A 12192-nucleotide genomic window follows, 5' to 3' on the forward strand; every position below is an offset into this window, starting at 1 on the left:
AAGTTTCATGCCAGTTGCCGCAGAAGCTGGCATGCTTAATGAATAGTGAGTATGAGATGAAACAAACGTTACAGAGGCGTTATGGAACAGCTTGATGAACGACTGAAAGCGCAATACCCGTCACTGTCGCCGCAGGAGCAGCGGGTGGCGGATTTTATTTTCGATCATTTTGACGACCTTATTAGCTATAACAGTGCCGAGCTGGCGCAGCTGAGCGGGGTATCGAAAGCCACGGTGAGCCGTCTGTTCAAGCGTCTGGGCTATGAGAAGTATAAAGAGATGCGTGACGAGCTGCGCACCCTGCGTCAGAGCGGGATGCCGCTTACCGATAACCGCGACGCGGTGCAGGGCAACACGCTACTGGCGCGCCATTATAAGCAGGAGATGGCGAACCTGACCCAGTGGGTTAATGCTCTCGATGCTCAGCAGTTTGCCGACGCCATGGCCTGCATGGTGAAGGCGCGGCGCATTGTCATTATTGGCATGCGTAACGCCTATCCCGCGGCGCTCCACCTGCGCCAGCAGCTGCTGCAGGCGCGGGGTCAGGTGCTGGTGCTCCCTCAGCCAGGCCAGAGCCTGAGCGAAGAACTGGTGGATTTAACCCCTGACGATCTGGTGGTGATGATGGCCTTTCGCCGCCGTCCGCGCATTATCCGCCCGCTGATGCAGCAGCTTCAGAGTAGCGGTATTCCGGTGCTGCTGATGTGCGAGCCGCAGGCGCACAGCCTGTTTCCGCTGGCGAGCTGGCAGCTCTGCGCCCCGCTGGACAGCGTTTCGGCCTATGACAGCTATTCCTCGGTCAACAGCCTGATCAACCTGCTGGCGAATGCCTTCCTGCATGACAGTCTCGATAAAGGCCGTCCGCGCATTCACGAGATTGCTTCCCTTTATCAGCAGCTGGACGAACTCGAACAACGATAATGGGGCCTCAGACTGGTGCTTTGCATTGAAATGGTGCAACGTGGCGGGGCGTGAACATCCTCAATTTTTCGCTCCGTCCGCGTTTTATCAGGCTTTATAAGAATATCCCCCGTTTCGCCTCACCTGGCACATTAGTTGCAAAATCACATTAAAAGAATCTTTTGTTTCATGTTAACGTTACGGGGAAGCACCATGAAAAAACTGTTGATTGCACTCGCCGGGGCCGCATGCCTCTTCACACAACTGCCTGCAAAGGCTGACCAGCTTCAGGATATCGAGAAGCGCGGCACCCTCCGCATTGCCGTGCCGCAGGACTTCCCGCCGTTTGGCTCGGTGGGGACCGACCTGCAGCCGCAGGGCTACGACATTGACATGGCACGCTATCTGGCGAAACAGATGAAGCTCAAGCTGCAGCTCGTGCCTGTGACCAGCGCCAACCGTGTGCCGTATCTGCAAACCGATAAGGTGGATCTGGTCATCTCCAGCCTCGGGAAAAACCCGGAGCGCGAGAAGGTGATTGATTTTAGCCGCGCCTACGCGCCGTTCTTCCTTGGCGTGTTTGGCCCGAAAGGGGCCGAGCTGAAAGATGCCGCCGGGCTGAGCGGAAAAACTATCGGCGTGACGCGCGGGGCGGTGGAGGACATGGTACTCACCAGCCTGGCGCCGAAAGATGCCAACGTGAAACGTTACGAAGACAATAACACCACGCTCTCTGCATACCTTTCCGGACAGGTGCAGTACGTGGCGACCGGCAACCTCGTGGTGGCGGCGATTTCCCGCCAGAATGCCGATAAGGCCCCGGTGCCGAGCTTTATGCTGAAAGATTCACCGTGCTTTATCGGCCTGAAGAAAAACGAACCGGCCCTGAAGGCAAAAGTGGATGCGCTGATTGAGCAGGGCATTAAGGACGGCACGCTGAATGGTCTGTCTGAGCAATGGCTGAAGGCCCCACTGCCGGCAAACCTTGGCGCCTGAGCCGATGACTGAGCAACTTCATTTCTCTGAACTGTGGCCGCACTGGCCGGCGCTGCTGGCGGGATTGTGGGTCACCATCCAACTGACGGTGATGGCGACCGTCGGCGGGCTGGCGATAGGGATTTTCGGGGCGGCGATCCGCAGCGGACGCCCAACGTGGTACAGCCGGATCTGGGGCGGTTACGTGGAGATTATCCGCAACACGCCGTTTGTGGTGCAGCTATTTTTCATCGTCTTCGGCCTGCCGAATCTGGGCCTGAAGATGACGGCGGGGGAGGCGGCGCTGCTGGCGATGGTGGTGAACCTGGGCGCGTACAGCACCGAAATTATCCGCGCGGGCATTCAGGTAACGCCGAGAGGGCAGTGGGAGGCCGGACGCGTGCTGGGGCTGACCCGCCTGCAGACCTTTATTCGCGTGGTGCTGCCGCCCGCGCTGCAACGTATTTATCCGGCACTGGTGAGCCAGTGCATCATCGTGATGCTCGGCTCGTCGGTGGTGTCGCAGGTCTCGTATGAAGAGCTGACCTTTGCCGCCAACCTGATCCAGTCCAGAACGTTTTTGAGCTTTGAGGTCTATCTGGTGACAACCGGTATTTACTTAGCGCTGTCGATTACCCTGCGCCAGCTGATGATGGCGGCTGGACGGAAATGGCTGGGGGTGCAGGCATGATGACCACCTTTACCGACTGGGACATTATTCGCAACCTGCTGCTGGCCGGACGCTGGACGGTGCTGCTGTCGCTGGTGGCGTTTGTCGGCGGGGCGGTGGTGACGCTACCGCTCCTGCTGCTGCGCCTGACCGGCGGGCGCACGGTGAAGCGCATCATCCGCGGCTATATCGAGCTGTTTCAGGGGACGCCCCTGCTGATGCAGCTGTTCCTGGCCTTCTTTGGCGTGGCGCTGTTCGGCATCGACGTTTCGCCGTGGACCGCCGCCTCGCTGGCGTTAACCTTCTACACCAGCGCGTTTCTGCTCGATATTTGGTTCGGTAGCATCCGTGCGCTGCCGAAAGGGCAGTGGGAAGCCTCGCGCTGTCTGGGACTGACCTTCGGCCAGACCCTGTTTCGCGTGGTCGCCCCGCAGGCGCTGCGCATCGGCATCGCCCCGACGGTCGGCTTTGCCGTGCAGGTGATCAAAGGTACCGCGCTGGCGTCGATTATCGGTTTTATCGAGCTGACCAAGGCCGGGACCATGCTGACCAACGTGACCTATCAGCCGTTCAAAGTCTTTGCGCTGGTGGCGCTGGGCTACTTCATTCTGTGTTATCCGCTGTCGCGCTACAGCCGCTATCTGGAGACGAAATTCAATGCCTCTCATCACCATTAATCAGGTGCAGAAGTACTACGGTGATAACCACGTGCTCAAGGGCGTCGATCTGGATATCGACATGGGCCAGGTGATCTCTATTATCGGGCGCAGCGGATCGGGAAAAAGCACGCTGCTGCGCTGTATCAACGGCCTGGAGGGCTATCAGGACGGCAGCATTAAGCTGGGCGGCATGACCATTACCGACCGGGATTCCCAGGCGCGTGAAATCAGCCGCTCGGTGGGGATGGTGTTCCAGAGCTTCAACCTGTTCCCGCACATGACGGCGCTGGAAAACGTCATGCTCGCCCCGCGTCGGGTGCTGAAGAAAAGTGCTGCCGAATGCCGGGAGCTGGCGCAGCGCATGCTGGAGAAAGTGGGCTTAGGCGATCGTCTGGATTACTACCCGTCGAGCCTCTCCGGCGGCCAGCAGCAGCGCGTGGCGATTGCCCGCGCGCTGGCGATGTCGCCTAAAGTTTTACTCTGTGACGAGATCACCTCCGCGCTTGACCCGGAGCTGGTGGGCGAAGTGCTCAAGGTACTGGAGCAGCTGGCCGCCGAGGGGATGACCCTGATTCTCGTGACGCACGAAATGAATTTTGCCCGCGAAGTGGGCGACCGCGTGGTGTTTATGCACCAGGGGAAAGTCTGGGAGCAGGGCGACAGCAAAACGCTGTTCGCCAACCCGCAGACCACGGAACTGAAGCAGTTCATCTCCTCCGTGCGCGGCCTCAACTGATAAGGACTGACTCATGGATATTGCACATTTTCCACAAATTAACCCGCCGCAGCGTCTGCTGATGGGGCCGGGGCCGATCAACGCCGACCCGCGCGTGCTGCGCGCTATGTCGAGCCAGCTGATTGGCCAGTACGATCCGGCCATGACCCACTACATGAACGAGGTGATGGCGCTCTATCGCGGCGTATTCCGCACTGAAAATCGCTGGACGATGCTGGTCGACGGTACCTCCCGGGCGGGAATTGAAGCGATACTGGTTTCCGCCATTCGCCCGGGGGATAAAGTGCTGGTTCCGGTCTTTGGCCGCTTTGGTCACCTGCTGTGCGAAATTGCCCGCCGCTGTCGGGCGGAGGTGCATACCATCGAGGTGCCGTGGGGCGAGGTGTTCACCCCGGACCAGGTGGAGGATGCGATTAAGCGTATTCGTCCTCGCCTGCTGCTCACTGTACAGGGCGACACCTCCACCACCATGCTGCAGCCACTCGCGGAGCTTGGCGCTATCTGCCGCCGCTACGACGTGCTGTTTTACACCGACGCCACCGCGTCGCTCGGCGGCAACGCGCTGGAGACCGACGCCTGGGGGCTGGATGCCGTTTCGGCCGGGATGCAGAAGTGTCTCGGCGGGCCATCGGGTACTTCGCCAGTCACCCTGAGCGCGCGCATGGAGGAGGCGATCCGCCGCCGCAAATGCGTTGAGGCGGGCATTCGCACCGACGCCCACCGCGACGGCGACGAGGAGATGATCTACTCCAACTACTTCGATCTCGGCATGGTGATGGACTACTGGGGGCCGGAGCGCCTGAACCACCACACCGAAGCCACCACCGCCCTGTTTGGCGCCCGCGAATGCGCGCGGCTGATCCTGCAGGAAGGGCTGGATAACGGCATTGCCCGCCACAAGCTGCACGGCGATGCGCTCCTGAAGGGCATTCAGGCGATGGGGCTGGAGACCTTCGGCGACCTGAAGCACAAGATGAATAACGTGCTGGGCGTGGTGATTCCACAGGGCGTCAACGGCGACGAGGTGCGTAAGCTGATGCTGGAAGATTTCGGGATTGAAATCGGCACCTCGTTTGGCCCGCTGCACGGTAAAGTGTGGCGCATTGGCACCATGGGTTATAACGCGCGTAAGGATTGCGTGATGACCACCCTGAGCGCGCTGGAGTCGGTGCTGAACTACCTGAAATTCACCACCACGCAGGGGGCCGCCATGCAGGCCGCGTGGGAACACTATCACCGCGAGACGCCGCAATGAGCCCGGCGGCAGAACGGGTGATGGCGCGCGCCGATGCGCTGGCCGCCATCAGCGAAACGCCGGATGCGCTGACCCGGGTCTACCTCTCGGCGCAGCATCTGCAGGCCAACCAGCTGGTCGGGCAGTGGATGAGCCAGGCGGGGATGACCGTCTGGCAGGACAGCGTGGGCAATATCTGTGGACGCTATGAAGGTGCTCAGGAAGGGGCGCAGGCGGTGCTGCTCGGTTCGCATCTGGATACCGTGCGCAATGCGGGGCGCTACGACGGTATGCTCGGGGTGCTCACCGCGATTGAAGTGGTGGACAGCCTGCACCAGCAGGGCCTGCACCTGGCGCAGGCCATTGAGATTGTCGGTTTTTGCGATGAAGAGGGCACCCGTTTCGGCATTACGCTGTTAGGCAGCCGGGGGCTGACGGGCACCTGGCCGCAGGACTGGCTGGAAAAAACCGACGCCAGCGGCATCAGCGTGGCACAGGCAATGGTGCAGGTGGGGCTCGATCCCGGCCGCGTGTCGCATGCTGCACGCCGTCCCGAGGATTTCAGCGCCTACCTGGAGCTGCACATTGAACAGGGGCCGTGCCTTGAGCAGGACGGTCTCGCGCTCGGCGTGGTGGAAGCCATCAACGGCGCGCGTCGCCTGAATTGCCGTTTCACCGGCGAAGCCGGGCACGCGGGAACCGTGCCGATGAACCATCGTAAGGACGCGCTGGCCGCCGCTGCCGAATGGATGGTTCTCATCGAAAATACCACCCGGCAGCAGGGCGGCAATCGGGTGGCGACGGTCGGGGAGCTGCGCTGCCTGCCCGGTGCGGTAAACGTGATCCCCGGCGAGGTGCATCTCTCGCTGGATATCCGCGGTCCGCAGGATGCGCCGCTGGATCGGTTGCTGGCCGAATTGCTGGAAAATGCGCAGGCAATCGCGTCGCGACGCGGACTGCAGTTCAGCGCCGAGGAGTTTTACCGCATCGCCGCCACGCCGTGCGATATCCACCTGCAAAACGTGTTAGGGGAGGCCGTCGAATCGGTGCAGGGGCGTTCACTGTCGCTGCCCAGCGGCGCGGGCCATGATGCGATTGCCATCGCGGAACGCTGGCCGGTAGGGATGCTGTTTGTGCGCTGCAAGGGGGGCGTCAGCCACCACCCGGCAGAGTCGGTGATGGCTGAGGATGTCGCGCTGGCGATTGAGGCGTTTTCGCGAGCGGTGATCCAGCTGGCGGACCGTGTTACTCCAGCCCCAGCGTATATTGCGCGATCTTGAAGTAGATAATCAGCCCGGTACCGTCGATAAGCGTCGCGATAAACGGCGCGGAGACGACCGCCGGGTCAATGCCGCAGCGTTTGAGCACCATCGGAATCACGGACGATACAATCGCGCTCCACAGCGTTATGCACACCAGCGTCAGGCTGACGATAAGCGTGATTTCCAGCCCAATCCCCATCATCCACGCGCGGATACACCCGGCAATCCCCAGCGTCACGGCAATCATCAGCGAGGTGGTCATCTCTTTTCGCAGCACGCGCCCGACGTCGCGAAGATGCACCTCTCCCAGCGCCATGGCGCGCACCAGCGTGGAGGTGATCTGCGTTCCGCTGTTGCCGCCCGTGCCGATCAGCAGCGGAATAAAGAACGCCAGCGCAATGGCGGACTCCAGCGCCTCTTCGAAGTGCTGGATCACCGAACTGGTATAGGCTTCTGCGACAAACAGCAGCAGGAGCCAGACGGAGCGTTTCTTCCACAGGCTGAAGGCGCTGGTTTCCAGATAGGGCTTCTCCAGCGGCAGCGTCGCCCCCTGAAGCTGAGCGTCTTCGGTGACGTCATCTTCCAGCAGATGGGCGATTTCGCGCTCGGTCAGGCAGCCGACGAGCTTGCCGTGGGTGACCACCGGCACCACGTCCGCGCCGCCGTGAGCCAGCTGGCCGGCAACATCGGCACGTTCATCCTCCGGTTTGACCTGTAAAAACTGCGAGATCATCAGCGATTTCACCGGCTGTAGCGTATCGGCGGTTTGCAGCAATTTACGCACCGCAATCATGCCCGCCAGGCGGCCATTGTCTTCAATAAAAATATGCGATGGAATATCGTCGTCTTTTAATTTTGCGAAGAATTGCTCGCGCGCCAGCGCCACGCATAATGCAATATCAAGGACGATAAAATCGGTATTCATATATTGCGCGATGGCGCTGTCATTGAATGCCGGGTTTTGATTGTGAATAGCGTAAGACATAGTGAATTCCCTTTGAATAAAAATATCTCTCAGGGGCGAGCAAGACAGGGCATGTCGAAGAGGAGATCCCCACGTCCTGGGTTCAGCACTGTACACCGTATCCCGCAAGGGAAGTTATACTGACAAAGCCTTGATTCGACAGTGCCTGTTTTACCCTGTGTCGGTTCTCTCGAACCCACCAGAGCGATAACGTGTATTTGTACAGGAGCCTCGCCATAACGAGATCGTTGTAAAACATGAGGGATAATACGCATATTTAATTTTACCGCTCAGGATTTTAAATAATGTTTAAGAACGGTTTAGAAGAATTTTATTAATACGATGTTGAGGGTTTATTTAAGATTATTCATTTTAAATAAAAGATTAAATCATCACGAGGATGGGGTAAATGGCGTGGTTTGATCATCTGCTTACTCATTTTGCGCTCTATCCGGCACATCTGTTTGCGTTGTTATTCGTGATGGCGCTGGGTAAATCGACGGTACTGATCTCCTCCGTGCTGCCACCCGCCTCGGTGATGCTGCTGGCGGGCATCGGCGTCAGCCAGGGGAGCATGCATCCTGGGCTCGCATGGCTTGCCGTGGTAATGGGGGCAACGGTGGGATCGGTGCTAAATTACCATGTTGGCCAGCTGATGGGACACACCCGCCTGGTCACGCGTTTCACGTCTAAGCATGCCGACAGGTTTTTGAGAGTGCAGCATCAGCTGCAAAAGAACGGTGAAATTGCGCTGTTTACGTCGCGCTTTCTGGCGGTATTGCGTTATATCGTGCCGCTGGCAGCGGGGATGCTCAGGCTAAGCGCTGTGAAGGTCTACGCCGTCAGCCTGCTTTCTGCCTGCGCGTGGGCGGCGCTGTATGTTGGCATCGTCGCTGGCATCAGCGTCTGAATCGGCGAGTAAGGTATTCATCAGATTGAGAAATGCTTCCCGGAAAATTGTCACGAATCTGTCACACTGAATGCGACATTTTAAAACGAGTGAGGAATTAGGGATGAGAAAAGCACTACTCGCGCTGGCAGTCGCCGGTTCCATTTCAGCAACGTTTGGCGTGCAGGCACAAGAGACGCCGGAAGGGTATCAGCTGGAGCAAGTTTTAATCATGAGTCGCCATAACCTGCGCGCACCGCTCGCCAACAACGGCAGCGTGCTGGAGCAGTCCACGCCGAAACAGTGGCCAGAGTGGGAGGTACCGGGTGGTCAGCTCACCACCAAAGGCGGCGTGCTGGAGGTCTATATGGGTCATTACATGCGCGAGTGGCTGGCGCAGCAGGGGATGATAAAGACTGGAGAGTGCCCGCCAGCGGACACCGTTTATGCATATGCCAATAGCCTGCAGCGTACCGTTGCGACCGCACAATTCTTCATTACCGGCGCGTTCCCGGGGTGCGATGTGCCTGTGCATCATCAGGAAAAAATGGGCACGATGGATCCCACCTTTAATCCGGTCATTACCGATAACTCGCCTGAGTTCCGCGAAAAAGCGCTGAAGGCGATGGAGACCGAGCGGCAGAAAATGCAGCTTTCAGAAAGCTATAAGCTGCTGGAGCAGATGACGAACTACGCCGATTCGCCGTCCTGCAAAGAGAAAAAAGTCTGCTCGCTGGCGGACGCGAAAGATACGTTCAGTGCCGACTATGAAAAAGAGCCAGGCGTGTCCGGTCCGCTGAAAGTGGGTAACTCGCTGGTGGATGCGTTCACGCTGCAATATTACGAAGGTTTCCCGGCTGACCAGGTGGCCTGGGGTGAGATCAAGACTGACCAGCAGTGGCGTGTGCTGTCGAAGCTGAAAAACGGCTATCAGGACTCGCTGTTTACCTCCACCGAGGTGGCGCAAAACGTCGCCAAACCGCTGGTGAAATATATTGATAAAGCGCTGGTCACCGATCAGGCGAAAGCGCCTAAAATCACCCTGCTGGTGGGGCATGATTCGAACATTGCGTCGCTGCTGACCGCGCTGGATTTCAAACCGTATCAACTCCACGATCAGCACGAGCGCACGCCAATTGGCGGCAAAATAGTCTTCCAGCGCTGGCATGACAAAAACGCTAACCAGGAACTGATGAAAATTGAGTATGTCTACCAGAGCTCAGAGCAGCTGCGAAACGCCAGCGTGCTGTCGCTGGAATCCCCCGCGCAGCGTGTGACGCTGGAGCTGAAAGGCTGCCCGGTGGATGCTAACGGCTTCTGCCCGGTTGATAAGTTTAATGCGGTGATGAACAGCGCGGCAAAATAGAGGATAACCCCCCGCAAAGGCGGGGGGAAACGTTCAGACGTTTTTACGTTCGATGGTCTGTTCGCCCCAGAAGAGCGAGTCTTTGTCCGTCTTTTCGAAGGCGCGAACCAGTACTTCGTCGCTACCTTCTTCCCAAATCTGCTCTGCCAGTTTCTCGTCATATTTCGCGACTTCAAAAATGGCTTCGGCAATCTCCGGAGAGGTATTGCGTAAACTTGCCCATTCACCCACGCGGTGGGCTTTTGATTCCTGAGTTGGCATGCTTGTCCTCCTGTTGAGTTAGCCGTTCAGTTTTTTGGCGAGGCCCGCGACATGCTCACCCTGATAACGGGCGATGGCGAGCTCTTCGTCGCTCGGCTGTCGGGAACCATCGCCGCCGGCAATGGTGGTTGCACCGTAGGGAGTACCGCCACGTACCTGAGAAACATCAAAGAGTTCCTGCGCGCCGTAGCCAATCGGCACAATCACCATCCCATGATGAGCAAGGGTAGTCCAGGTTGAGGTAATCGTCTGCTCCTGACCGCCACCGGTGCCGGTAGAGCTGAAGACGCTGGCGAGTTTGCCGTATAAAGCGCCTGAGGCCCATAGCCCGCCCGTCTGATCGAGGAAGGTGCGCATCTGGCCGGACATATTGCCGAAACGGGTTGGCGTCCCGAAAATAATCGCATCGTAATCTGCCAGCTCCTGAGGCGTGGCGACCGGGGCATTCTGTGTTTTTCCCCCGGCTTTGGCGAAGGCTTCCGCCTGCATGGTTTCCGGTACGCGCTTCACCACAACCTCAACGCCGTCCACCCTGTTTGCACCTTCTGCGACTGCGTGAGCCATGGTTTCAATGTGTCCATACATGGAATAATAGAGCACCAGAACTTTTGCCATTTTGCATCACTCCTCGTTTGTGTTTTCTGACAGCGGATCGCTGCGTTCATTTAAAGATATGCCATCACGGCCAGACTGCAAAAATGAACACCATTTCTTTGATTTATAACAATATGATTGGGGAAGCGTGCTGTAGCAAAATGAAACAACTTTCTCGCCTCCGTTTTTTGAAATGATAAGAAAGAGTTATGAATCTCCGTCGCGTTATCTCACCCGAAAGACTGAGATCCTGTTGCAGGATATTACCAGCGGCTTGCCGGACAGCCTTAGTCCACTAAGCTTAGTTTCACGCGGCACAGATAAAGGCACTGTCCTCATGCCGCGAGGTGAAAGAATCCTCTTTTACTGAATGCAATATGATGTCTAATGTTTCACACTCTGGAGGTTAGAGATGGCAAACCATCGTGGTGGTTCAGGTAATTTCGCTGAAGACCGTGAAAGAGCATCAGAAGCAGGTCGTAAAGGTGGCCAGCATAGCGGGGGCAACTTCAAAAATGACCCTCAGCGCGCATCAGAGGCTGGCAAGAAAGGGGGTAAAAACAGCCACGGCAGCAATAAGTAACGCGCCAGGCTGAACCCTGCCGCCGGGCGTTCCCGGCGGTTTTTTTATTTCTGCAACATTGAACTGTAACCAAAGGCGACGCACACTACAGAATTGTTCTCATTTGCTGGTGTCGCATGTCTGTCTCACGCTTTAAATTCTCCGTAAAACCGCAGGAAGCCATCCTTATTCTCATCACCATGTTCTGGGGCGGGACGTTTCTGGCCGTCCAGTACGCGGTAACGCTGAGCGATCCGTTCTTTTTTGTTGGTCTGCGCTTTGCGACGGCGGCGATAGCCGTGGCGCTCGTATCGCTAAAATCCCTGCGCGGATTAACCCTTAAAGAGCTGAAGGCCGGGGTGGCGATCGGGGTGGCGATTGCAATGGGCTACAGCCTGCAGACATGGGGATTACAGACTATCTCCAGCAGCAAATCGGCATTTATCACCGCCATGTATGTACCGCTGGTACCGCTCCTGCAGTGGCTTTGCCTGGGACGGCTGCCGGGGATGATGTCCTGCATCGGTATCGTGCTGGCATTTATCGGCCTGATTTTGCTGGCCGGGCCGGAAAATAACCTGCTGGCACTGGGACCGGGCGAGATCATTACCCTCGTCGGGGCGATTGCCATTGCGGCGGAAATTATTCTGATTAGCGCCTGGGCGGGCAAGGTGGACGTCAAGCGCGTGACGGTGGTCCAGCTCGCCACGGCCTCGCTGGTGGCGTTTGCGACGATGGTACCGGCCGGAGAGTCCGTGCCGCCGATGTCTACCGGTCTGATCGTGGTCGCGTTGGGGCTGGGCATCTTCAGCGCCATTATTCAGGTCACCATGAACTGGGCGCAGCGCAGCGTCTCCCCGACGCGGGCAACGGTGATCTACACCGGCGAACCGGTATGGGCGGGGATTTTTGGTCGCCTCGCCGGAGAGCGCTTGCCGCTGCTGGCCCTGGTCGGTGCGGCATTTATTGTCGCCGGGGTGCTGGTGAGCGAGCTGAAGCTAAAAAACCGACGCAAGGCGATTACCGGGGTGGGGGCTGAACAAGGGGCAGATAGCTAACAACGTGCACTCTGCCCGTTTTGCCCGGCGGCGCTACGCTTGCGCGGGCCTACATGCTCATT

The 12192-nt window shown here is 58.1% G+C and carries 14 protein-coding genes and 1 riboswitch; of the genes, 11 read left to right on the forward strand and 3 right to left on the reverse strand.

All coding sequences use genetic code 11. The features are described 5' to 3' along the window. Positions 1-81 precede the first annotated feature (81 nt). The 7 genes from hpxU to hpxK all read left to right on the forward strand — a co-directional run bounded on the left by hpxU (position 82) and on the right by hpxK (position 6454). Complete coding sequence (hpxU, locus tag ACMGGM_RS21250) at positions 82-921, forward strand: MurR/RpiR family transcriptional regulator HpxU (protein ID WP_014883293.1); 840 nt, start codon at positions 82-84, stop codon at positions 919-921. 192 nt (positions 922-1113) lie between these two features. Next, positions 1114-1896, forward strand: coding sequence for a transporter substrate-binding domain-containing protein (locus tag ACMGGM_RS21255; RefSeq protein ID WP_014883294.1), 783 nt, complete (start codon positions 1114-1116; stop codon positions 1894-1896). A 4-nt stretch (positions 1897-1900) separates the two neighbouring features. Next, entirely contained in the window at positions 1901-2566 is a 666-nt protein-coding gene (locus ACMGGM_RS21260) for an amino acid ABC transporter permease (RefSeq protein WP_023332651.1), read from the forward strand. Next, on the forward strand, positions 2566-3222 hold the full coding sequence (locus ACMGGM_RS21265) for an amino acid ABC transporter permease (RefSeq protein WP_049008460.1): 657 nt from the start codon (positions 2566-2568) through the stop codon (positions 3220-3222). The genes ACMGGM_RS21260 and ACMGGM_RS21265 overlap by 1 nt, the downstream gene beginning before the upstream one ends. Beyond that, positions 3203-3940, forward strand: coding sequence for an amino acid ABC transporter ATP-binding protein (locus tag ACMGGM_RS21270; protein ID WP_008499843.1), 738 nt, complete (start codon positions 3203-3205; stop codon positions 3938-3940). The genes ACMGGM_RS21265 and ACMGGM_RS21270 overlap by 20 nt, the downstream gene beginning before the upstream one ends. A gap of 13 nt (positions 3941-3953) precedes the next feature. Then, on the forward strand, positions 3954-5195 hold the full coding sequence (locus ACMGGM_RS21275; RefSeq protein WP_045134624.1) for a pyridoxal-phosphate-dependent aminotransferase family protein: 1242 nt from the start codon (positions 3954-3956) through the stop codon (positions 5193-5195). Then, positions 5192-6454, forward strand: a complete 1263-nt coding sequence (gene hpxK / locus ACMGGM_RS21280; protein ID WP_045134623.1) for an allantoate amidohydrolase — start codon at positions 5192-5194, stop codon at positions 6452-6454. The genes ACMGGM_RS21275 and hpxK overlap by 4 nt, the downstream gene beginning before the upstream one ends. Here the strand turns inward: hpxK and ACMGGM_RS21285 are convergent. Then, positions 6420-7421 carry a magnesium transporter gene (locus tag ACMGGM_RS21285; RefSeq protein WP_014883298.1) on the reverse strand — a complete coding sequence of 334 codons (1002 nt, stop codon included), beginning with the start codon at positions 7419-7421 and terminating at the stop codon, positions 6420-6422. The two genes, hpxK and ACMGGM_RS21285, sit on opposite strands and share 35 nt — an antisense overlap. 60 nt (positions 7422-7481) lie before the next feature. Then, positions 7482-7651: riboswitch (M-box (ykoK) riboswitch) on the reverse strand. Between the two features lie 158 nt (positions 7652-7809). Between ACMGGM_RS21285 and ACMGGM_RS21290 the strand changes: the two genes are divergently transcribed. Both ACMGGM_RS21290 and agp read left to right on the forward strand, forming a co-directional pair. Continuing rightward, a complete protein-coding gene (locus tag ACMGGM_RS21290; protein ID WP_014883299.1) occupies positions 7810-8310 on the forward strand; it encodes a DedA family protein in 501 nt (166 codons plus the stop codon). Between the two features lie 103 nt (positions 8311-8413). Further along, entirely contained in the window at positions 8414-9655 is a 1242-nt protein-coding gene (gene agp, locus ACMGGM_RS21295; RefSeq protein ID WP_023337066.1) for a bifunctional glucose-1-phosphatase/inositol phosphatase, read from the forward strand. A 33-nt stretch (positions 9656-9688) separates the two neighbouring features. On the opposite strand, the gene ACMGGM_RS21300 is transcribed toward agp, so the two are convergent. Both ACMGGM_RS21300 and wrbA read right to left on the reverse strand, forming a co-directional pair. Further along, positions 9689-9916: a YccJ family protein gene (locus ACMGGM_RS21300; protein ID WP_014883300.1), complete on the reverse strand. Its 228-nt coding sequence runs from the start codon at positions 9914-9916 to the stop codon at positions 9689-9691. Positions 9917-9934: 18 nt separating this feature from the next. Further along, complete coding sequence (wrbA, locus tag ACMGGM_RS21305; protein ID WP_014883301.1) at positions 9935-10531, reverse strand: NAD(P)H:quinone oxidoreductase; 597 nt, start codon at positions 10529-10531, stop codon at positions 9935-9937. A gap of 391 nt (positions 10532-10922) precedes the next feature. Between wrbA and ACMGGM_RS21310 the strand changes: the two genes are divergently transcribed. Further along, entirely contained in the window at positions 10923-11093 is a 171-nt protein-coding gene (locus tag ACMGGM_RS21310) for a general stress protein (protein ID WP_023332656.1), read from the forward strand. A 116-nt stretch (positions 11094-11209) separates the two neighbouring features. Beyond that, on the forward strand, positions 11210-12130 hold the full coding sequence (locus ACMGGM_RS21315; RefSeq protein ID WP_023338233.1) for a DMT family transporter: 921 nt from the start codon (positions 11210-11212) through the stop codon (positions 12128-12130). Positions 12131-12192 lie beyond the last annotated feature (62 nt).

It is taken from the genome of Enterobacter sp. BNK-14 (assembly GCF_047456095.1).
GTDB classification, from domain to species: Bacteria; Pseudomonadota; Gammaproteobacteria; order Enterobacterales; family Enterobacteriaceae; genus Enterobacter; species Enterobacter kobei.

Coding starts and splice junctions, on each gene's coding strand:
- hpxU (WP_014883293.1), top strand. CDS start 82: ATGGAACAGCTTGATGAACGACTGAAAGCGCAATACCCGTCACTGTCG.
- ACMGGM_RS21255 (WP_014883294.1), top strand. CDS start 1,114: ATGAAAAAACTGTTGATTGCACTCGCCGGGGCCGCATGCCTCTTCACA.
- ACMGGM_RS21260 (WP_023332651.1), top strand. CDS start 1,901: ATGACTGAGCAACTTCATTTCTCTGAACTGTGGCCGCACTGGCCGGCG.
- ACMGGM_RS21265 (WP_049008460.1), top strand. CDS start 2,566: ATGACCACCTTTACCGACTGGGACATTATTCGCAACCTGCTGCTGGCC.
- ACMGGM_RS21270 (WP_008499843.1), top strand. CDS start 3,203: ATGCCTCTCATCACCATTAATCAGGTGCAGAAGTACTACGGTGATAAC.
- ACMGGM_RS21275 (WP_045134624.1), top strand. CDS start 3,954: ATGGATATTGCACATTTTCCACAAATTAACCCGCCGCAGCGTCTGCTG.
- hpxK (WP_045134623.1), top strand. CDS start 5,192: ATGAGCCCGGCGGCAGAACGGGTGATGGCGCGCGCCGATGCGCTGGCC.
- ACMGGM_RS21285 (WP_014883298.1), bottom strand. CDS start 7,421: ATGTCTTACGCTATTCACAATCAAAACCCGGCATTCAATGACAGCGCC.
- ACMGGM_RS21290 (WP_014883299.1), top strand. CDS start 7,810: ATGGCGTGGTTTGATCATCTGCTTACTCATTTTGCGCTCTATCCGGCA.
- agp (WP_023337066.1), top strand. CDS start 8,414: ATGAGAAAAGCACTACTCGCGCTGGCAGTCGCCGGTTCCATTTCAGCA.
- ACMGGM_RS21300 (WP_014883300.1), bottom strand. CDS start 9,916: ATGCCAACTCAGGAATCAAAAGCCCACCGCGTGGGTGAATGGGCAAGT.
- wrbA (WP_014883301.1), bottom strand. CDS start 10,531: ATGGCAAAAGTTCTGGTGCTCTATTATTCCATGTATGGACACATTGAA.
- ACMGGM_RS21310 (WP_023332656.1), top strand. CDS start 10,923: ATGGCAAACCATCGTGGTGGTTCAGGTAATTTCGCTGAAGACCGTGAA.
- ACMGGM_RS21315 (WP_023338233.1), top strand. CDS start 11,210: ATGTCTGTCTCACGCTTTAAATTCTCCGTAAAACCGCAGGAAGCCATC.